The following is a 20629-nucleotide window of genomic DNA, read 5'->3' as shown; positions in this document are numbered from 1 at the left end:
GGTAACTATATAAATGAATATAATGCAATCGGAAGAAGTAGCAGAGTAGATATAGAAAAACTAGCAACAATAAGAGAAGCGATTAAGAGCTCAAGAGCATCATTAGGTGGCAGATTTCTAACAAGAAGTGAATTGTTAAAAATTATAATTGATGTAGCAAGTTCTACTCAGAAGCAAGTAGCATAATAATAAATGTAAAATTCAACTAATTGCCTTAAAGTAAAAAAATACTTTAAGGCAATTTCATTATAATTATTAATGTATATATAATACAAAAGACTACATTAATAAAAAAAACTTTACATTATTCTTACATTATGATAGAATATCACGGTAGACCGCACACACACAGGTTTTTATTAAAACAAGTTTTAATTCTTGTACCTATAGTGGCGAGACCGTTATGAGGAGGTGTTTTTTTATGTACGCAGTAGTAAAGACAGGTGGAAAACAATACAGAGTTCAAGAAGGAGACGTTCTTTTCGTTGAAAAGCTAGACGCTGAAGTTGAATCAACAGTTGAATTAACTGAAGTTCTTGCTGTTGGAGGAGAAACTTTAAAGGTTGGAACTCCAGTAGTAGAAGGAGCTAAAGTTGTTGCTAAGGTATTAGCTCAAGGTAAGGCAAAGAAGGTTGTAGTTTTCAAGTATAAGAGAAAGAAAGACTACAGAAGAAAGAATGGTCACAGACAACCTTACACTAAGTTAGTTGTAGAAAAGATCGAAGCTTAATTCTTATGATAGAAATTAAAATTAGATCAAGAAAAGATAATATTCTATCCTTTAGTATAAATAGTCATGCTCTAAGAGATAGAGAAGCTATTTTAGCTGGAGATGCATATGATATGATATGTAATACTGTATCTGTGTTATCACAAAGTGTAATCATAGGTTTAGATGAAGTTTTAAAGCTTAATGTAAATTATGAGATGAAGGATGGATATCTTGCATTAGATCTTCAAGGTTTTACCGACGAAGAGACAAATGAGGCTCAGGTTTTACTTAAGACCTTTGAGAAGAGCTTAGATAGCACTATTATGAGCTTAGATCAATCTTTTGGAGAAAAGAAACGTAAAGAATATATTATTTTAAAACATGAGGAGGTGTAGACTATGTTAATTATGAACCTTCAACTATTTGCTCATAAGAAAGGGCAAGGTAGTACAAGTAATGGTAGAGATTCTGAAGCTAAGAGACTTGGTGTTAAGTCAGCAGACGGACAATTCGTTTTAGCAGGAAACATTATCGTTAGACAAAGAGGAACTAAGATTCATCCAGGAAACAACGTTGGAAGAGGTGGAGATGACACTTTATTCTCAAAAGTTGATGGAGTTGTTAGATTCGAAAGAGTGGGTAGAGATAAGAAAAGAGCAAGTGTTTACCCAGTACAAGTAGAAGAAATAGCTGAATAATTTTTCTTTTAAAAAGCACCCTGGTTCAGGGTGCTTTTTTAAAAGTCTTAAAAAAACTTTAATATTTAATGAAGTTGAAATATGAAAATTTTATTCATGTTATAATAAAAACAGGAAACTTAAGGAATAATATAAAGAAAAAGATTTTACACAAGGACAGGTGATTAAATGTTTATAGATAAGGCCAAGGTATATGTAAGATCTGGTAAAGGTGGAGATGGTGCTGTATCTTTTAGAAGAGAGAAGTATGTTCCACTTGGAGGGCCAGATGGTGGAGACGGGGGAAGAGGCGCAAATGTTATCTTCAGAGTCGACACTGGTATAACAACCCTTCTTGATTTTAAGTATAAGAGAAAATTTGTAGCTGAAGATGGTGTTAATGGTGGAACATCAAAATGTTATGGTAGAGATGGTGAGGATTTATATATAAAAGTTCCAATGGGAACTATTATAAGAGAAGCAGAATCAAATAAAATAGTAGCTGATCTTTCGCATAAAGATGATGTGTTTGTGCTTTTAAGAGGTGGAAAAGGTGGAAAAGGAAATTGTAAGTTCTGTACACCTACTAGACAGGCACCACACTTTGCAGAGCCAGGAATGCCTGGAGAAGAAATGAACATAATATTAGAACTTAAGCTTCTTGCTGATGTTGGATTATTAGGTTTTCCTAATGTAGGTAAATCTACATTCTTATCCATGACAACAAAGGCAAAACCAAAGATAGCTAATTATCACTTTACTACACTAAAACCAAACCTTGGGGTAGTTGGAACAGATGGAACTGAACCTTTTGTCATGGCTGATATTCCAGGAATCATAGAAGGAGCTTCAGAAGGTGTTGGTTTAGGATTAGAATTCTTAAGGCATATTGAAAGAACAAGGATTCTAATACATGTTGTAGATATATCAGGTATTGAAGGAAGAGATCCTTTTGAAGATTTTGTTAAGATAAATGAAGAACTTAGAAAGTATTCAGTAAAGCTTTGGGATAGACCTCAAATAGTTGTAGCTAATAAGATGGATATGCTTTATGATGAACAAGTTTTCTTAGACTTTGAGAAAAAGGTTAAGGAAGTTGGTTATAAAAAAGTATTTAAGATGTCAGCAGCAACAAGAGATGGTGTTGATGATGTTATTAAGGAAGCAGCTAGAATGCTTAAAGAAATTCCAATAACAGAACTTGAAATATCTGAAGAAGAAAGATATATTCCAGAAGAGAAGAAATTCACTTATGACATCAGAATTGAAGAAAATGATGAATTTAATACTTATGTTGTATTTGGAAGTTTCGTTGATAGATTGCTAGAAGCTGTTGATCTTTATGATGCAGATTCATTAAGATATTTCCATAAGGTTCTAAATAATAAGGGAGTTTTAGCTAAGCTTAGAGAAATGGGTATTGAGGATGGCGATATGGTTAGACTTAATGACTATGAATTTGAGTATTTACTATAGGAGGATGAAGAATGCTAACAGGTAAGCAAAGAGCGTATTTAAGAAAATTAGCACATAATATAGATCCAATTTTCCAAGTTGGGAAAAATGGAGTTGAAGATACTTTTCTAAAGCAAGTAGAAGAAGCTTTAGAAAAGAGAGAGTTAATAAAAATAAAGGTATTAGAAAATAGTGGGTTAGAAGCTAGAGAAGTATCAGATATGATATGTGAAGAAGTAGGTTGTGAAGGAATTCAAGCTATAGGAAGCAAATTAGTGCTTTATAAAGAATCTAAGAAAAATCCACAAATAGAGATTCCAAAGGCAAGAAATTAGTTATGAATAAAGTGGGTATAATTGGGGGAAGCTTTGATCCTATACATTTTGCTCATCTTTATATAGCAGAGGAAGCAAAAAAAAGATTGGACTTAGATAAAGTTATATTTATACCAGTGGGAAGCCAACCTCTTAAACAAGATAAGAAGGTTACTGAGGCTTCCCTCAGATTTAATATGGTGCAATTAGCTATAAAAAGAAAAGTTGGATTTACAGTTTCAGATTATGAAATAAAGAAAAAGGGATTAAGTTATACTTATGAAACCTTAGAACACTTTAAAAATGATGGAGATGAGTTATATTTTATAACAGGTGCAGATTGCCTTTTTAGTTTAGATAAGTGGAAAGGCGTTCAAAGAATATTTGAACTATGCAAGTTTGCTGTTTTTACAAGGCCTGGATATAGTGATAATGAATTAATAAAAAGAAAAAGTTTTATAGAAAATAAGTATAATGGAAAAATAATTTTATTAGAGTTAGAAGGATTAAATATATCTTCAACAGAAATAAGAAAGAAGATATTTAAAGGAGAAAGTGTAAAAAACTTAGTTCCCAAAAGTGTATTAGATATTATAAAAGAAAAAGGGTTATATAGGGAGGAATAAAATGGATATATTAGAAGAAGCTTATGATTATGTAAAGGCTAATTTAAAGGACACTAGATTTATACATACTTTAGGAGTTGTATCAGTATCAAAAAAATTAGCTGAACTTAACGGAGTTTCTGAAGACAAGGCTGAACTTGCAGCTTTATGTCATGATATAGCAAAAAATTTAAATGTTGAAGAATTTCAAAAATTAATGATACAAAATAATGTAGAATTAACTGAAGACGAAAAAAAGGCTCCTGAGCTTTGGCATTGTATAGTAGGGCCAATTGTAGCTAAAAATTCATTGAATATAGATGATGAAGAAGTATTAAGTGCAATAAGATGGCATACTACTGGAAAAGAAAATATGACTAGCTTAGAGAAGATAATATATATAGCAGATATGATAGAGCCTTCAAGGAAGTTTGAAGGTGTGGAAAATTTAAGAGAAGAAGCAATAAAAGATTTAGATAAAGGTGTTTTATTAGGCTTAACAAGTTCAATGAACTTCTTACTTTCACAAGGAAAACCTATAGATTTAAATACAGTAAAAGCTAGAAATTATTTGATTTGGAATAGGTAAGGATAAAGGGGGATACTATGAATAGGGAGAGAAGAGAACCATCTGGTATCAAACGAAAGAAAAAAAGAAGAGCACCTCAAACATTGGAGCAAATTGAAAGAAGTAGAAACATTAACTTTGATGATGATTATGAAGATAATAAAGCAAAAAAAAAGATAAGCAAAAGGAAAATTAGAAAACTTAGCACTGGGAAAAAGATATTTTTAGCTTTAGTGGCCATATTAACTATAATTATAATAAGTACAATTATTTCAGTTGTTGGTTTTTTCCTTAAAGTTAAGAATGATGATACTATAGCGGCTTCACCACCTTCTGGAGATGCAATTAATATTCTTGTGCTTGGTATGGACATTGGTGATGTTAATCAAGTAAATAACAAATCAATAAAAAGAACTGATACAATAATGTTGATTAATTATAATAAAAAGGCTAAAAAGACACAGGTTGTATCAATACCAAGAGATACGCTAGTTACGGAAAACGGTAAAAGATATAAAATTAATGCAGCTTACGAACAGGGTGGAGATAAGAAAATAAAAAGTGAAGTTGAAAATTTACTATCAACTACTATAAATTATATTGTAAAAATAGATTATGCGGCTTTTAGAGGATTTATGGATGCTATTGGGGGCATTGATATGGAAATAGAAAGAGATATGATATATGATGATCCAGGGCAAGGTTTGCATATTAACTTTAAAAAGGGAACAACTGAACATCTAGATGGAAAGAAGGCAGAAGAGTTCTTTAGGTGGAGAAAAAATAATGATGGTTCAGGATTTGCTAATGGGGATTTAGATAGAATAGAAAATCAACATAAGTTTTTACAAAAGATTGTAGCAAAATGTAAGAATCCAACAATAATTTTTAAAGTATCTAAAATTTTGGATAGTGTTGCAAAAAATATGGATACTAATATGTCTTCTTTAAGTATGATATCATTTGGGCTAAAGCTTATATCATCTGGAGGCGTGGAAATGAAGACAATACAAGGTGAACCCCAGATGATAGGAGGCCAATCTTACTTAGTATTTAATAAGAATAATAATAAGGAATTAATAGATTCGCTGAAAAATGGTTCAGTTAGTAGCAGTAGCAGTGTTGATAAAAAGGATATAAAGGTATTGATTCTTAATGGTACAAAAGTAAATGGTTTAGCTTCAAGGGTTAAGACTAATTTAGAGGTACTTGGATGGACTAGAGTTGATACAGGAAATTTTGATCCGGTGCCAAAAAGTATAATTAAGACTAATGATAAAGAAATTAAAAAACTCATTAGTTCTGATATGACAGAAGTAACGAAGTTTGACAACAAACCTGATGACGAAAAATACTCATCTTATGATGTAGTTGTAGTTGTAGGTAATGATTATAAAAAATTAGGAGAATAAAATGAGTGCTTTAGAGAAAAAAGTTGATAATAGATATGAAGGTTCTACTATTAGAGAATTTCTTAAAGAAGAGTTAGGCCTTTCTTCTAGACTCATTAGAGGAGCAGCTATTGAAAATAGAATATTAGTAAATAAAAATTCGGTAAGAATGAGATATATACTTCATGAAGGCGATGAAGTTTTAGTTAAGCTTCAGAGAAAAGAAAGTCAAAATATAATTCCTGAAAATATAGACATAAATATTGTATATGAAGATGAAGATATTTTAGTTGTGAACAAACAGCCTAATGTAGTTGTGCATCCAACGAAAAGGCATCAAACAGGGACACTAGCAAATGGAGTATTATATTACTTTCAAGAAACTAAGCAAAACTGTATAGTGAGATTAGTTAGTAGATTAGATATGGATACTTCAGGTCTAATTATTATAGCAAAGAATCAATTTGCTCATATGGCTCTTTCTAAGGAAATGCAGGATAATAACTTGGAAAAAAGATATTTAGCTATTGTACATGGGCATTTAAAAGAAAAAGAGGGGACTATAGATGCACCTATTTATAGACAAGAAGGTGTGGATAGTATTCAGAGAATTGTTGATAATAGGGGACAAAGAAGTATAACCCATTATAAAGTAGTTGAAAGTTTTAATGGTGGTGATTTGGTAGAATGTTTCCTTGAGACCGGCAGAACCCACCAAATTAGAGTGCATTTAAATCACTTGGGTCATCCTATATATGGTGATTCCCTATATGGATATGGTGAAGAAGAGAAAGAATTAATTGGAAGGCAGGCATTACATGCCTATGGATTAGATTTTAAATCTCCAAGGACAAAAGAAACTTTATCTTTAAGAGCTGAATTGCCAGAAGATATGAAAAATTTAATAGAAAGAATAAAGTAAAAACTATCTCAAAACGATTATAAATAATTGTTTTGAGATAGTTTTTTTGTTGAGGTTTAAATATAAGAATTTTAAATTTTAATACATTATAAGATGAGTAATTAATAGGTAAAATGTATAAAATTGACATAAGGTGTATAAAATGGTACTATAATATGGGGAGATGGTGAATAATATGAAAAAACGATTTTTATCAACATTACTAGTAGTAGCAATGACTTTTTCGTTTTTAGGAACAAACATTCAAGCAAAGGCTACAGAAAATGAAAAGGTAAACACAAATGATATTAATTCTAATGAAAACGGATCAGAAGATATATCTGTCCAAGGAAATAGGTTTGGAGTAAAGGAGGAAACACCTCAAGTAAAAGAATGGAAGAAAGAAAATGTTGAAGAAGTAAAAAGTGCAGGGTTAAACTCATTAGGCCAAGAAAGGACAAGAAAAAATTCATTTAAAGGATTGCAAGCAGCAACAAATACCGATAAAAAAGTAGATTTAAGCAATGAGGGACAAGCTGTAAAAGATGTTTCTTCACTACCATCAGTAGTAGACAATAGTAAATTGGATTGTTTTCCAGGAATAGGTAACCAGGGACAAGTTGGATCATGTACTAGCTTTGCTTCTACATATTATGAAATGAGCCATATGGTAAACTTAATGTTGGGTCGAAGTGGAAAAACTGATGAAAATAGATTTTCACCTAAGTGGACTTATAATTTAATAAATCATGGAAAAGATGAAGGGTCTTCGATAGGTGAAAATTACTGGGCAATTAGAGATGTGGGGGCAATTTCATTAAAGGATCTACCTTATGTTGGATCTCCAAAACCAGAAACTAATTATCTAGAATGGCAAACAGATGGAGCAATGTGGAAAAAGGCGCAGAAGTACTCAATAGAGAAAGAAGAGAGTACTATATTAGGTCATATCAGTAATCCTAAAGATAGTAATCTTGATGTAATAAAAACAAAATTGACTAATGGATATGTATTAAACTATGAAACTTGTTGGGATGAATGTGAATGGGGCAAGGTTGAAGATGATCCTAACATATCTACTGATGATCAATATGTTGGGGAAGAGATATGCAAATACAATAATAATAATGGTGGGGCAGGGCATGCTCTTACTATTGTTGGGTATAACGATGATTTGTGGGTTGATATAAATAAAGATAATCATATTGATAAAGGAGAAAGAGGTGCTTTTAAAATTGCAAATTCATGGGGAACAGGTTATGGTAACAAAGGATTCTATTGGATTGCATATGATGCATTTAATCAAGAGACAGAAGTTCCTAACAATCCATTAAGTAATGATAAACGTACTAAACATATAGGAACTCTAATGTCACCTTCTTCGGAAGTATCGTGGATTATTCCTAAAGTATTATCGGAAGAACCACAGTTGTATGCTGAATTTACATTAAATACTGCAAGAAGAGAGCAATGTGGAGCTAGGTTAATAGCTACAGATAAGACTACTAAGGAAACATATTCTTTTATGCCGTATCAATTTACTGAAACTTATGGAAGTGGAGAAGGTGGAGCGTATGGGTTCACTGGTACGAAAGAAGCTACTGATGGAACTTTCGTAATTGACTTATCAAAAGTTATTAAAGATATCACTCCAGAAAAAATAGAATCTTATGAATGGTCATTAAAAGTTACAGATACTAGTAAAGATACTTTGCCACTAAAACTAAAGGACTATAAAATAGTAGATGAAAAAAATAATAAAAAATATTCAGCTTTTATTGAAAATCCTATTGTAGTAGATGGAAACAGTGATCAAATAAATATTTTTCAAGGTTATAATAAGCTAACATTTAAGGAAATAACAACAGATAAGCCCGTTTTAAGTCTTGTAAATGATCCTATTAATATATCAGCTAATGTAGATGGAGGATCAGGTTCAAGGATTTATACTTACAGTATAGTAACAGATTCTGGTGAAACTAAGGAAATAATTAAAGAAAATACTACAGAAAATTCAGTAATATGGACTCCAAAAGAAACAGGCAATTTTAGTATAAAAGTAGATGTTAAAGATACAATTACTGGAGAAACAACACAATTACAAAAACTTTCGATTATAAATGCACCAATAAGTATTGAAGATTTTAGTGTAAATGGTGAGAATAACAAACCAGTTGGAAGCAAGATATATTTTAATATGATGACTTCAGGTGGATGTGGAAATAGTACTTATACTTTAAAAGTCTCTGGACCAGAGGAATATACTCTTGATGGAAATAAGTGGAGTCCTAAAAAAGCAGGGGAGTATTTGGTAACAGCTGTAGCTAAAGATGAAATTGGGAATTCTGTAGAAAAAACATTAAAATATACAGTTACAGATTCAATAGGAGAAGTATCAAAGCCAAGTAATTTTAAAACAAATAGAATTTCGAAAAATCAGGTTAGAATTACTTGGAATATTCCAGATACAACTACAGGTACCATCGATGGTTATGATATATACTGTGATGGAAAGCAGATAAATAGAGTGCCTAATAATAGTTATGATATGTATTTAGATAAGGAACCACATAAATTTACAATAGTGGCATTTAGCACAACTGGAATATATTCAGAGATGTCTTCAGAAATAGATTTATCTGATTATAGAACATTAAACTTTAAAGAAATAAAAACAGATAAAGAATCACCACGTCTTGTGGGAAATCCAATAAATATAACAGCAGATGTTGATGTAGTTTCAACAAACTCGTTGCAATATACATATAGAATTAAAGAATTAAATGGAGTAGTAAAGGAAGTATTAAATGAGAATACTTCAGAAAGTTCAATAACATGGACTCCGAAATATACAGGAGAATACTACATTGAGGTAGAGGTTAAAGATACTATTACAGGGGAAATAGAAAATCAAAAAAAGATTTATACAATTAACGGACCGATAAATATTGAAGATGTAGTAACATATGGAGAACAAAGTGGACAAGTTGGAAGTAAGGTATGGTTTAATACAATAATTTCAGGTGGAGATGGAAAAATTAGTTATAGTTATATGGTATCTGATCCAGAGAAATATACTATTATAGAAAACTCAGAAAATAGTTCAGCATCATGGATTCCAACCAAGGCTGGTACCTATTGGATAACTGTTTTGGTAAAGGATGAAAAAGGAAAAACCATGGCAAACGGTATAAGATATATAGCGACAGATTCACCAAGTAGCGTAAGTAAACCAACTAATTTAAATTTAAATGTAATAGATGGTGATGAGGCTAAACTTACATGGGGTATTCCAACAACTACAACAGATGCAATAGTGGGGTATGATATTTACTGTGATGGAAAAAAAGTAGATAGAATATATCAAAATAATTATATAGTTCCATTAGACAAAGTGGCACATAAATATTTTGTAATTGCTTTTACTGGAAAAGGAACTCGTTCAGAAATATCATCAGAAGTTATTACACCAATAGTATAGGAAGATAAAAGACTATCTTAAAGCAATTAAAATATTGCTTTGAGATAGTTTTTTTATATTTATAATGTTATTTATTCGTGAGGCAAAATGTATATTAAGTTATAGATTTCATAGGAAATATATTAATATCACGGATTTTGATTTGAAATTATTAGGTAAAAAAAAGATTAAATGTATTAAATTGACATTTGGTAGATTAAATGGTACTATTTGGGGGGGAGATGATGAACAATATGAAAAAAAGACTTTTATCAACTTTATTGGCATTAACTATGACTTCCTCATTTTTTGGGACAAGTAGTCAAGTTAAAGCGGCAGAAAGTGAAAAAACTAATTCAAGTATTATTGAAAATTCAACAGAAGATAATGCTAGTTATAAGTTATCTGAAGATGGACACAGATTTGGTATTGCAAAAGAGTCAGCACTAGCGAAAAACGAACAAAGTAATAATTTTATTAAAAAAGTTAGTAGTGTAGGATTGAATCCTTTAGGAAAAGCAAGAATTAATGGGGAGTCTCCTAAGGAATTGCCAGCTGATTCAGTTACTGAAGATGGATATTTTAAGGAAGATCAGCCTGTTGAAGGAATTAATGAAAAGCTACCATCAAATGTGGATAATAGTGCTTTGGATGCATTCCCTGGAATTTCAAATCAAGGAAGCCTTGGAGCGTGTGCTAGTTTTTCTTCTACTTATTATGAAATGAGCCACATGGTAAATCTTATGGATAGAAGAAATGGAAACAGTGACGAACATAGATTTTCACCTAGATGGACTTATAATCTTCTTAATGATGGAGCTGATGCGGGAACAAAGCTTGAAGACAATTATCAACTTATAAAAAATATTGGGGTAGCTACACTAGCAGATGCACCTTATATTCCAAAAGGTAAACCTGAAACTAATTTTAGAGCTTGGGAGTCTAATGCGTTAACTTGGAAAAGAGCTGAAAGATATTCGATAAAAGAAGTTAGGGAGGCAGATTTTCCGGAACATATTAGCAATTCAAAAGATGCTTGCTTAAATGAAATTAAGACAGCGCTAGCTAATGGATATGCAATAAATTACTATACTACTTGGGATTCATGTGTATGGGATAAGGGGGAATTTGGAATTAAGGATGATCCGAGTACTAAAGCAGATGATAATTATGTAGGACAGAAGGTATGTATATATAACAATAACAAAGGAGATGATTTTGTTTCAAATCATGGATTGACTATAGTGGGATATAATGATGATATTTGGACTGATATAGATGGAGATGGAATAGTTGATGATGGAGAAAAAGGTGCTTTTAAAGTTGCAAACTCTTGGGGAGAAAATTGGGGAAATAAAGGCTTTTTCTGGGTTTGTTATGATGCATTTAATTCTAAGTCACAACTTCCGAATATGAGTAGTGAAGATAGAGGAGTTCATGGAAATTACTTTATGTGGGTAATTCCTAGTATATTACCAGAGTCTAAGTTATATGCAAAGTTTACTTTAAACACTTCCAATAGAATGGCATGTTCAGTTAATTTAGTTGCTACTGATAAAAAGACTAGGGAGAAAACTAGATATAATTTTTACCCTCTAAGGGGTTCGGTAGGAGGACAATATTCCTTTATGGGGACTACTGAAGCTTCAGATGGAACTTTTGCAATAGATTTATCAAGGGTTATTAAAGATATTACTTCTGAAAAGTTAAGCTCTTACAAGTGGACTTTAGAATTTAGTGATGGACCGAACGATAATAAGCCTCTACAACTAAAGGAGTTTAAAATAGTAGATGAGGTAAAAAATGATGAATATTCAACTAATGCTAAAATGCCTATTTCTGTAGATGGCACTGCTGGTAATGCAACTGTTTTTGAAGATTATCCAGATTTGGTTGTAAATAGGATCGATACTGATAAGCCTGAACCACGTGTTGTGGGAACAAAGGTAAAAATAACTCCAAATGTAAGTGGAGGATCTGGTGACATGTTATACACTTATAGCATAGTGTCACAGTATACAGGGAAGGCAATTGAAGTAATTAGTAAAGATACAACAGATAGCTCAATTATCTGGACACCAAAGGAAGAAGAGGTAGGTTCATGCAATATTAAGGTGGAGGTAACAGATAAAAAAACAGGAGAAAAAACATCATCGGCCAGATATTATAGTGTAAATAGGCCACTAGAAATGAAGGATGTATACATATATGATGATACTGTGCATTCAGTAGGTAAAGAAGTGGTTTTTAGAGCTATGGAAACTGGCGGTAACGGAGAAGTTACTTTCACTTGTAAGGTGACATCGCCAGAGAATTATGTAGTAGCTGAAAATTCTATAAATAATTCTATTGTGTGGATACCTAGAAAACCTGGACAGTATACAATAGAAGTAATTGCTAGGGATGATACTGGAGTTTTTGTAACAAAGGAGTTAGCATATACAGTTACAGAACCAGTAGGAGAAGTATCTAAGCCTAGTAATTTAAAATTGAGTCAAGTTGATAATAAACATGTGAAACTTTCTTGGAGTTCGTCAACAACAAGTAATGGAACCATAGGAGGATATAGAATTTACCGGGATGGAGTCTTGGAACATACAACGAATAATGAAGAATATACAATACAACTTGATAATAAGTATCATAAATACTCTGTAATGGCTTATAGTAGTGATAGTATATATTCAGTTATGTCAGATGAGATAAATACAGGTTGTGAGGTATTAAATTTTAAAGGTGTAGGAATAGACAAACCATCACCAAGGCTAATAGAAAATCCAATAACAATATCCACTCATATAGAAGGTGGATCAGGCTCTAGGCTATATACGTATAGTTTAATAAATAGTTCAGGGGTAGTTAAGGAAATAATTGCAGAAAATACTTCAGAAGACTCTAAAATCTGGACTCCAAAGGAAGCTGGAGAATTTAAGGTTAGAGTTAATGTGAAAGATACAGTTACTGGAGAGACAGGAATAAAAGAATTGGAGTGTAGCATAAATAAACCATTAAACATAGAAAAATTTGAAAATGTTGATAGCAATAATAAACCGGTAGGAAGTAAGATTGTATTTAATACAGTAGCAACAGGTGGAGATGGAAAAATAACTTATACTTATAAAGTGGTTAGTCCAGAAAAAACTACAATTCTTGAAAATTCAGATAAAACTAGCATAGAGTGGATACCTAGAAAGTCAGGAATATACTGGATAGAGGTTCAGGCAAAGGATAGTCTAGGAAATGTTAAACGTGTAATAAGAAAATATACAGTAGCTGATCCAATAGGAAGTGTTTCAAAACCAATTTTGAAGCTTACTATGGCAAATTTAAATCAGAATAAGATTAAGATTTTGTGGGATCCATCAACAACTACAATAGGAAATATAGCTGGATATGATATATACTGTGATGGAGAAAAAATTAATACAATAAAGGAAAATAGTTTTACATTTATTTATGATTCTAATCATGTACATAAATATTCAGTAATGGCATTTAATTCAGAGGGAATATATTCAGAGATGTCATCTTCAATGTAAAAAATATAAGACTATCTTAAAGTAATTATAACAATTACGTTGAGATAGTCTTTATTAAATTATTTTTATCTATTTATAATTCTATTTATTCTAGATTTCCTTCTTTTTCGAACAATTTGTTTTTTTTTATTGATAAATATGAAAATCATAAGTAGCAAAACAGCAGTAATGGCAACTTTGATTTTTGTAGAATTTTCATCATAAAAGTTATCAATAGCTTTTTTGCTATTAAATTCTCTATCTATTCCGCTAACAAGATCTAATTCTGTAAATTCAGTTCCGTTAACTAAAACTTTAGCAATAGTTAACACGTTGCCACGATTAAAGGTTTCTTTTTCTAATCCTATAGGATCACTATAATCAATAGAAGCTTTTAAATTATTCTTGTCAGCAATATTAGTGCAATAATATATATCTTTACCTGCAAGAAGCGGAACCTTTGTTTCGTCATCTACCATAAAAGAACCAATCTCATCACCTTCACAGTAAAGTTTTTTTAGTTCAAAGTTTTCAAATCCATAATCAAAAATTTTATTTACATCACCATAAACTTGATTAATCCCTTCGCCATCGAGGCAAGATGTTATTAGGGTATGACCATCCTTTGTTGCAGATATTATATTAGTAAAATGAGCTTCTGTTGTATAACCTTTTTTTGAAGCAACAGAATATTTATAATAGTAATTAGATTTAGAATCAAGAATATAATTATGATTATTTAACCATCTTCTACTTCCATCAATAGTACTAGGTGAAATTTGAAGAGAATATGTTCTATCAATTCTAATAAAATCTGGATTTTTAATAGCATCCTTCATAATTAAAGCTAAATCACGTGGCGTAGTATAATGGTCTGGATCAGGTAGTCCACTTGGATTCTTGAAGTTACTGTTAGTAGCTCCAGCTTCTTTTGCACGCTTATTCATAAGTTTAGCAAATTCTTCATTGGAACCAGAAACATGCTCTGCTAAAGCTTCAGCACAATCATTTCCAGATTCCATAAGTAGTCCAAGTAAGAGTTCTTCAACTGTAAATACTTCTCCTTCTTTAAGACCTATAGCTGTTCCATCAACAGTTGGTGGTTTTTTCCCTACAGTAACTTTATCATCAAGCTTTGCATTTTCTAAAACTACTAGTGCAGTTAATATTTTCGTAGTTGAAGCGGGATAATAATGAGTATCAGGATTCTTTGAGTATAATAATTGTCCTGTGGTAGCATCCATGAGAGCTACTCCATTTGAATTTAATTTAGGTGGCTCTTTAGCAGCGCTAACTTTTAAAGATGGAATTGCACAAACAAAAATTGAAAATATACTAAATGTAATAATTATTCTTTTTAATAAACTATTCTTTTTATTTTTATCTCTATTCATCAATTACTCCTTATATATAAATAGTCCCAATATATTTTATCAGACTATAGCAGAAAATTCTACTAAATACGGATGCAATTTTAATAATTTAACGGTTAAAGGCTTAGAAAAATAAATTTAGTACATAATTATATATGTTTGGAGGAAAATATATGAAGAAAAATTATAAAACAATTGGTGTAATTACATTGCTTGTACTAGTTGGTGGATTTGCAATTTACTCATATTTTATTAAAGGCGGAGATAAAGAATTAAAGAAAAATGATACTGAAAGTATATTTGTAGAGAATGAAGAAAAAACAGAAGAAGTTGTAAAAAGTGAAAAGAAAATTGTTGTTGAAATAAAGGGGGAAGTTAACAAACCTAATGTCTATTGGCTTAGTGAAGATAGTATAGTAGAGGATTTAATAAAAGAAGCAGGGGGCTTAACTAATGGGGCAGATTTAACTAAACTAAATAGAGCCGATAAATTAAAAGATCATGAATGTATTGTAGTTCCAAATAAAAATCAGGTAAATGAAACAAACATTTCAGGCTCGAAAACAGACCTTTCACGATCTAATTTGATAAATATAAATACTGCAAATGAAACAGAATTAGATACTTTACCAGGGATAGGACTTACAAGAGCAAAAGATATAATAAGATATAGGGAGGAAAAAGGAGGATTTAAGTCCATAGAAGATTTGAAAAATGTGAAAGGAATAGGTGAATCATCATTTGAAAAATTAAAAGACAAGATAACTACATAAAAGTATAAAGGTTTAAAAATAGCCATTTTAATGATATAATTAATCAGTGTTAGGATGAAGCTACATAATTTTATTATGTAGATGAGGAGGATTGTTATGTCAAAAAAAATAATAGCGATTATTATGTCAGCTATGATTACCATGTCATTTGTAGGTTGTGGCAGTGCTGAGAAACAAACACAAGATAACTCTAAAAGCGATACAGTTGCTGAGGAAAAGTACAATAATCTACAAGGAGAATGGACAAAGGACTTTACATCAGATGAGTTCAATGCAAAATATAGTGAACTCTTAAAGAAGGTGGAAGATAAGACAAAAGAATATGGTCTAAAATATACAAAAGATGAAGTTGTAAGAGAAGAAAATGAAAATTTTCTTAAGTCTGACAATGATAAAGCAGAAAAAAACAGACTCCAAAGTTTATATTTTGGAAGAAAAATTTATGGGGAAGATTTATCTTCAGGACAAATCACTATGAAGATCCTATTAAATTTTGATGGAGAAAAGGCTCTTAAAGAAGGAAAATTTAATTTTGGAGATACTTCTTTAGCTAAGTATTCATCCATTTTTACAGGACAAAGTAATAGAGATTACAAAGATATTAACTCAAAGATAATTGATACCCTTAAATGTGAAAAAGGTGAAGGCGTAATTAAGAGTGAGTCTAATGGCCTTTATGAAGAGTTTACAGTTAATAAAGAATACATAGTATATAAACTGGAAACTAAGAAATTCAAGTTTGCCAAAGCAAATCAATAATTACATATAATTAAGGAGGAAATTTTATGATTAAAAGATTATTTGCTAGCTTATTAGATCAAATGATAACATTCATATGTTCTGTAGCAATACTTTTTTTAGCAGAATTAATATTAAAGGTGATTGGATTTAAGGTAAATACACATGAAATATTCTTGTTGATATTTTACTTTGTAGTAAATGTACTATATTTCTCAATTCTAGAAAATGGAAAGAATGGTACAAGCTTAGGAAAGAGAATACTAAAGATAAAGTAATAATTACAATAAAGCAGCAGAAGAAATTATATAGGAGTATAGAATGAAAAAAGGTAGTGAAATACTTGTTAAAATTGAGAAAACAGAATTCCCTTCAATTGGAATAGGACGAGATGGAGAAAGAAAGATATATGTTAAAAATTCTTTTCCAGGACAAATAATTAAAGGTAGAGTTAAGAAAAAAAAGGCTGACTATGCAGAAGTTAAACCATTGGAAGTTGTAGAAAGAGCAGCTTATGAAGTAGATGCTAAATGCTGTCATTTTGGTATTTGTGGAGGATGCTCATCTCAGGGGCTTACATATGAAAAGCAATTAGAGCTTCTAGGAGATGAGGTAAAGGAGCTTTTCAGGAATGCTGAGGTTTCAACTGGTGAATATGAAGGTGTAGTAGGTAGTCTTAATCAATGGGAATATAGAAACAAAATGGAATTTACCTTTGGAGATATGGAAAAGGGTGGAGAACTAACTCTTGGAATGCACATTAAGAATAAATCCTTTGGAATTGTTAATGTAGATCAATGTAAGATAGTTGATGAAGATTTTAGAAAGATAATTGATTTAACAGTAAATTATTTTAGAAAGACAGATTTAACATACTACAGAGTAATGAAAAGAGAAGGCTATTTAAGGCATCTTGTAATCAGAAAGGCTAAAAACACAGGAGAGCTTATGGTTAACCTAGTGACTACAACACAAGTTGATTTTGACCTTACTGAATATGTGGGACTATTAAGAGAAACTAAATTTCAAGGTAAATTAGTTTCCATACTACATACAGAAAATAATTCTTTTTCAGATGCTGTTATTCCTGAAAAGCTCAATGTTTTATATGGAATAGATCATATACAAGAAGAACTATTAGGCTTAAAGTTTAATATATCTCCGTTTTCGTTTTTTCAAACAAATACTAATGGAGCTGAAGGGCTTTATAGTATAGTTAGAGAATACATGGGGGACTCTGACAATAAAATAGTATTCGATCTATACTGCGGAACAGGAACCATAGGACAAATAGTTGCACCAAATGCTAAGAAAGTAGTTGGTATTGAGCTTATAGAAGAAGCTGTAGAGGCTGCTAAAGAAAATGCTAAGCTTAATGGACTAAGTAATTGTGAGTTCTTAGCAGGAGATGTAGCTGAGATTATAAAAACAGTTAAGGATAAGCCAGATATAATTATATTAGATCCACCTAGAAGTGGAGTTCATCCAAAGGCACTTGATTATGTAATTAAGTTTAAAGCTAAGGAGATAATATATGTATCTTGTAATCCTAAGACTTTAGTTAATGACCTTAAGGTGTTAATTGACGCTGGATATGAGGTTATTAAAACTAAGGTGAAGGATATGTTTCCTAATACACCTCATGGTGAGGTTGTTGTTAAATTAGAAATGAAATAATGATGGACAGTAGATAGATTTATGTAAAAACAGATCTATTACTGTCCCATATTAATTTAAAAACCCAGTAGAAAGTAACTATTACTGTCTACTGGGTTTATTATGTAAGCAGTCAGCAAATTAAGCTTGACTACTATTTTTTTGAAATATCTTCTAATGTGACAATTCCATGCTCTATTTCTGTGTAGGATTATTTAGATTATATTCAAATATATCTCCATTTTCTGGCATGTAAATATTACCCCTTGAATCTATAGCGGTACTATAATAATTTTTAGTAGGTAAAACATTAAGTAAATTACCATTAAGGTCGAATTTATAATTTCCATTAAAACTTTTTATATATAAATTATCGTTATTGTCTATAGAAATTGTTTCGATGTCGGTATCTTTATTATTAAAATTTAAATCTAAATATTTAATGAATTCTCCATTAGAATTATATACATATATCTTTTTGTTATATTCGCTAAAAATATAAATATTACCAGAACTATCTAATGCTAGAGTAGCATTCATACCGGGATCATCTTTATTAACTTTTTTTATAATATTATTAAAACGAGCAAGTATAGTTCCATCAGAGTTTAGTTTAAATAAGGTATTTTCTATTGCAGAAGAAGTTATTAAATATATATTATTATCCTTGCTAACTGCTAAGGGACCATAATAATCTTTTTCATTAAAAGTTGCTTTCAAACTACCATCAGCTGTTTTGTATTTTTGAATTGTGCTGCCAGAAGAGACGTATAAGTTTCCATTCATATCTGCAACTAGGCCCTTAATTAGTTTAGAGTCATGTTTATCTGCATTTATTTGAATCATCTTAATGAATTCTCCGGAATTATTAAATTGTTGAATTCGTCCATCAGTATAATCAGCCATCCAAACATTATCATCAGAATCTATTGTAATATATCTTGCATCATTTAATTTACCAGAATCTGTGCCTTTTCCACCGAATATGGCTACTAATTCTCCAGCAAAATTACTGTTATTAATAGAAAGAATTTTTATTTTTAACTCTTCAAGCTTTTTTTTAAGAGTAGAGTTTTCAGGATCTAGTTTTAATTGATTTTCTATATTAGATTTTTCTGATGAATACTTATTTAGCTGAAGTTTCTTTGTATCTTCACTAGTATTACCACTATTATTATCAATAATTTCATGAATTTTATTGTCCAATTCCTCAAGCTTTTCTTTAAGGTCTGAGTTTTCAGGATCCATTTTCAATTGATTTTCTATACTAGATTTTTCTGATGAATACTTATTAAGTTGAAGTTGTTTGCTATAATCACTATCATCATTGGCGATAATAACAAAAGCTTTTGGATAAGATTTTATATATTTTACATTAAACTTAATTCCAGTTGAAGGATAGGAGTATTTATTAGATGAATCATTATGAATAATATTAAAATCCGATGATAAAAAGTAAGTTGAAATAGTATTGATATCATTAGCAGGTTTAATCATAACATTATAGCGATAAACCGATTCGTTATTGTATTGGTTTGACGTTTTTGAATTATCTACAATCATGGCTTCTCCCTTTTCGCCAAAATTGTCAATAAGCATATTTGTTAAAAAATGTCCTACAAAAATATTAGCAATAATAATCACAAAAAAAACTATAGAAAATTTTAATAAATGGGGTTTAACTTTTTTGGGGAAACCAATTTGACTAATAATACCAAAAAGAATACATCCTAAAATACTAAGTACTGGATGAGCTTTTAATGCGACCAAAAGAATAGTTATATATATCATTTTATTACCTCCATAATGTTAAATAGGCTAGCAAATAAATCTAGTATTTTTTCAATTGTGACTTATTATATCAATAATAAAATTTTGAATCAAGAAAAAATTAAGAATGATGTTATATTATGTTAAAAATAATTTAAATAAAATACATAATATTTCATACATAAACTAGTGAGAAAAAAGAATATACTGAAGATTTTAAAAAGATGATATATTAAAGTTTATAATACTAAAAAACCAATAAAAGATAAAATGCTTGAAATTTATAATGAAATCAAACATAGGTATGGTGTACCTAAAATTCAGAAAGTTCTTGAAGAAGGATTTTACCACTACTAAAATAAATGAAAAATGGGTTGGAGATATAACAGTATATACATACATTGAAAGATGGATGGTGCTATTTAGCTTCAGTTATGGATTTACATACAAGAAAAAATAATTGGATACTCATTTTCAAAATCAATGAATGCTTGAGTAGTAATAGATGCTCTAGACAATGCATGTATTTAAGCTTTTCATTCCATTTTAAAAAAGGAATAAGTAAATAATGTTCAATATTACGATTATGAAAGCTTAAAATTAGATATCTTTATTTTTATTGAATCATGGTATAACCGCAAAAGAATTCATGGTTCAATTGATTATCTCACTCATCAAGAGAAAGAGGATATAGCAAGAATGATAATATAATAAAAAA

Annotated in this window: 18 protein-coding genes and 1 pseudogene; 17 read left to right on the top strand and 2 right to left on the bottom strand. The window is 30.5% G+C overall.

The features are described 5' to 3' along the window. From H9661_RS04560 to H9661_RS04505, 12 genes are all read left to right on the top strand, one after another. The coding region (locus H9661_RS04560; protein WP_191767811.1) for a hypothetical protein at positions 1-186 on the top strand (186 nt) is incomplete at its 5' end. 235 nt (positions 187-421) lie between these two features. Then, a complete protein-coding gene (gene rplU, locus H9661_RS04555; RefSeq protein ID WP_143315608.1) occupies positions 422-730 on the top strand; it encodes a 50S ribosomal protein L21 in 309 nt (102 codons plus the stop codon). 5 nt (positions 731-735) lie between these two features. After that, positions 736-1107 carry a ribosomal-processing cysteine protease Prp gene (locus tag H9661_RS04550; RefSeq protein WP_143315606.1) on the top strand — a complete coding sequence of 124 codons (372 nt, stop codon included), beginning with the start codon at positions 736-738 and terminating at the stop codon, positions 1105-1107. 3 nt (positions 1108-1110) lie between these two features. Continuing rightward, positions 1111-1410 (top strand): 50S ribosomal protein L27, encoded by a 300-nt coding sequence (gene rpmA, locus H9661_RS04545; protein WP_143315604.1) that lies wholly within the window; start codon positions 1111-1113, stop codon positions 1408-1410. 168 nt (positions 1411-1578) lie between these two features. Next, positions 1579-2865, top strand: coding sequence for a GTPase ObgE (gene obgE, locus H9661_RS04540; protein ID WP_143315602.1), 1287 nt, complete (start codon positions 1579-1581; stop codon positions 2863-2865). Positions 2866-2876: 11 nt separating this feature from the next. Beyond that, on the top strand, positions 2877-3179 hold the full coding sequence (gene yhbY, locus H9661_RS04535; RefSeq protein ID WP_143315600.1) for a ribosome assembly RNA-binding protein YhbY: 303 nt from the start codon (positions 2877-2879) through the stop codon (positions 3177-3179). 2 nt (positions 3180-3181) lie between these two features. Beyond that, on the top strand, positions 3182-3784 hold the full coding sequence (gene nadD / locus H9661_RS04530) for a nicotinate-nucleotide adenylyltransferase (protein ID WP_143315598.1): 603 nt from the start codon (positions 3182-3184) through the stop codon (positions 3782-3784). Between the two features lies 1 nt (position 3785). Then, positions 3786-4352, top strand: a complete 567-nt coding sequence (yqeK, locus tag H9661_RS04525) for a bis(5'-nucleosyl)-tetraphosphatase (symmetrical) YqeK (protein WP_191767810.1) — start codon at positions 3786-3788, stop codon at positions 4350-4352. A gap of 17 nt (positions 4353-4369) precedes the next feature. Beyond that, positions 4370-5743 (top strand): LCP family protein, encoded by a 1374-nt coding sequence (locus H9661_RS04520; protein ID WP_191767809.1) that lies wholly within the window; start codon positions 4370-4372, stop codon positions 5741-5743. A 1-nt stretch (position 5744) separates the two neighbouring features. After that, positions 5745-6644, top strand: a complete 900-nt coding sequence (locus tag H9661_RS04515; protein WP_143315592.1) for an RluA family pseudouridine synthase — start codon at positions 5745-5747, stop codon at positions 6642-6644. 175 nt (positions 6645-6819) lie between these two features. After that, positions 6820-10104, top strand: a complete 3285-nt coding sequence (locus H9661_RS04510; protein WP_191767808.1) for a triple tyrosine motif-containing protein — start codon at positions 6820-6822, stop codon at positions 10102-10104. Between the two features lie 233 nt (positions 10105-10337). Beyond that, positions 10338-13622 carry a C1 family peptidase gene (locus H9661_RS04505; protein WP_191767807.1) on the top strand — a complete coding sequence of 1095 codons (3285 nt, stop codon included), beginning with the start codon at positions 10338-10340 and terminating at the stop codon, positions 13620-13622. Between the two features lie 65 nt (positions 13623-13687). Here the strand turns inward: H9661_RS04505 and H9661_RS04500 are convergent, their stop codons facing one another. Next, the gene (locus H9661_RS04500; RefSeq protein WP_191767806.1) at positions 13688-14995 is read right to left on the bottom strand and encodes a D-alanyl-D-alanine carboxypeptidase family protein; all 1308 of its coding nucleotides are present in this window, start codon (positions 14993-14995) and stop codon (positions 13688-13690) included. A 152-nt stretch (positions 14996-15147) separates the two neighbouring features. Here H9661_RS04500 and H9661_RS04495 point away from each other — a divergent pair, with 152 nt between their 5' ends. The 4 genes from H9661_RS04495 (at position 15148) to rlmD (ending at position 18162) form a co-directional block, all read left to right on the top strand. After that, entirely contained in the window at positions 15148-15747 is a 600-nt protein-coding gene (locus tag H9661_RS04495; RefSeq protein ID WP_143315584.1) for a helix-hairpin-helix domain-containing protein, read from the top strand. 96 nt (positions 15748-15843) lie between these two features. Next, a complete protein-coding gene (locus H9661_RS04490) occupies positions 15844-16506 on the top strand; it encodes a hypothetical protein (RefSeq protein ID WP_143315582.1) in 663 nt (220 codons plus the stop codon). A 26-nt stretch (positions 16507-16532) separates the two neighbouring features. After that, complete coding sequence (locus H9661_RS04485; protein ID WP_143315580.1) at positions 16533-16763, top strand: RDD family protein; 231 nt, start codon at positions 16533-16535, stop codon at positions 16761-16763. A 43-nt stretch (positions 16764-16806) separates the two neighbouring features. Then, on the top strand, positions 16807-18162 hold the full coding sequence (gene rlmD, locus H9661_RS04480; protein WP_143315578.1) for a 23S rRNA (uracil(1939)-C(5))-methyltransferase RlmD: 1356 nt from the start codon (positions 16807-16809) through the stop codon (positions 18160-18162). 174 nt (positions 18163-18336) lie between these two features. On the opposite strand, the gene H9661_RS04475 is transcribed toward rlmD, so the two are convergent. Next, positions 18337-19932, bottom strand: coding sequence for an NHL repeat-containing protein (locus H9661_RS04475; protein ID WP_191767805.1), 1596 nt, complete (start codon positions 19930-19932; stop codon positions 18337-18339). A gap of 237 nt (positions 19933-20169) precedes the next feature. On the opposite strand from H9661_RS04475, the pseudogene H9661_RS04470 reads away from it, so the two are divergent. Then, positions 20170-20622: pseudogene (locus tag H9661_RS04470) on the top strand (DDE-type integrase/transposase/recombinase); the annotation flags it as partial. Between the last annotated feature and the right edge of the window lie 7 nt (positions 20623-20629).

This window comes from Clostridium cibarium, assembly GCF_014836335.1.
GTDB classification, from domain to species: Bacteria; Bacillota; Clostridia; order Clostridiales; family Clostridiaceae; genus Clostridium; species Clostridium cibarium.
This window is presented reverse-complemented; position numbering and strand designations above follow the sequence as displayed.

Excerpts from the sequence above, each read along its gene's own strand:
- rpmA (WP_143315604.1), top strand. The coding sequence starts at position 1,111 with ATGTTAATTATGAACCTTCAACTATTTGCTCATAAGAAAGGGCAAGGT.
- rplU (WP_143315608.1), top strand. The coding sequence starts at position 422 with ATGTACGCAGTAGTAAAGACAGGTGGAAAACAATACAGAGTTCAAGAA.
- H9661_RS04500 (WP_191767806.1), bottom strand. The coding sequence starts at position 14,995 with ATGAATAGAGATAAAAATAAAAAGAATAGTTTATTAAAAAGAATAATT.
- H9661_RS04510 (WP_191767808.1), top strand. The coding sequence starts at position 6,820 with ATGAAAAAACGATTTTTATCAACATTACTAGTAGTAGCAATGACTTTT.
- H9661_RS04475 (WP_191767805.1), bottom strand. The coding sequence starts at position 19,932 with ATGATATATATAACTATTCTTTTGGTCGCATTAAAAGCTCATCCAGTA.
- rlmD (WP_143315578.1), top strand. The coding sequence starts at position 16,807 with ATGAAAAAAGGTAGTGAAATACTTGTTAAAATTGAGAAAACAGAATTC.
- yhbY (WP_143315600.1), top strand. The coding sequence starts at position 2,877 with ATGCTAACAGGTAAGCAAAGAGCGTATTTAAGAAAATTAGCACATAAT.
- H9661_RS04485 (WP_143315580.1), top strand. The coding sequence starts at position 16,533 with ATGATTAAAAGATTATTTGCTAGCTTATTAGATCAAATGATAACATTC.
- H9661_RS04490 (WP_143315582.1), top strand. The coding sequence starts at position 15,844 with ATGTCAAAAAAAATAATAGCGATTATTATGTCAGCTATGATTACCATG.
- H9661_RS04495 (WP_143315584.1), top strand. The coding sequence starts at position 15,148 with ATGAAGAAAAATTATAAAACAATTGGTGTAATTACATTGCTTGTACTA.
- obgE (WP_143315602.1), top strand. The coding sequence starts at position 1,579 with ATGTTTATAGATAAGGCCAAGGTATATGTAAGATCTGGTAAAGGTGGA.
- H9661_RS04520 (WP_191767809.1), top strand. The coding sequence starts at position 4,370 with ATGAATAGGGAGAGAAGAGAACCATCTGGTATCAAACGAAAGAAAAAA.
- H9661_RS04550 (WP_143315606.1), top strand. The coding sequence starts at position 736 with ATGATAGAAATTAAAATTAGATCAAGAAAAGATAATATTCTATCCTTT.
- yqeK (WP_191767810.1), top strand. The coding sequence starts at position 3,786 with ATGGATATATTAGAAGAAGCTTATGATTATGTAAAGGCTAATTTAAAG.
- H9661_RS04505 (WP_191767807.1), top strand. The coding sequence starts at position 10,338 with ATGAAAAAAAGACTTTTATCAACTTTATTGGCATTAACTATGACTTCC.
- nadD (WP_143315598.1), top strand. The coding sequence starts at position 3,182 with ATGAATAAAGTGGGTATAATTGGGGGAAGCTTTGATCCTATACATTTT.
- H9661_RS04515 (WP_143315592.1), top strand. The coding sequence starts at position 5,745 with ATGAGTGCTTTAGAGAAAAAAGTTGATAATAGATATGAAGGTTCTACT.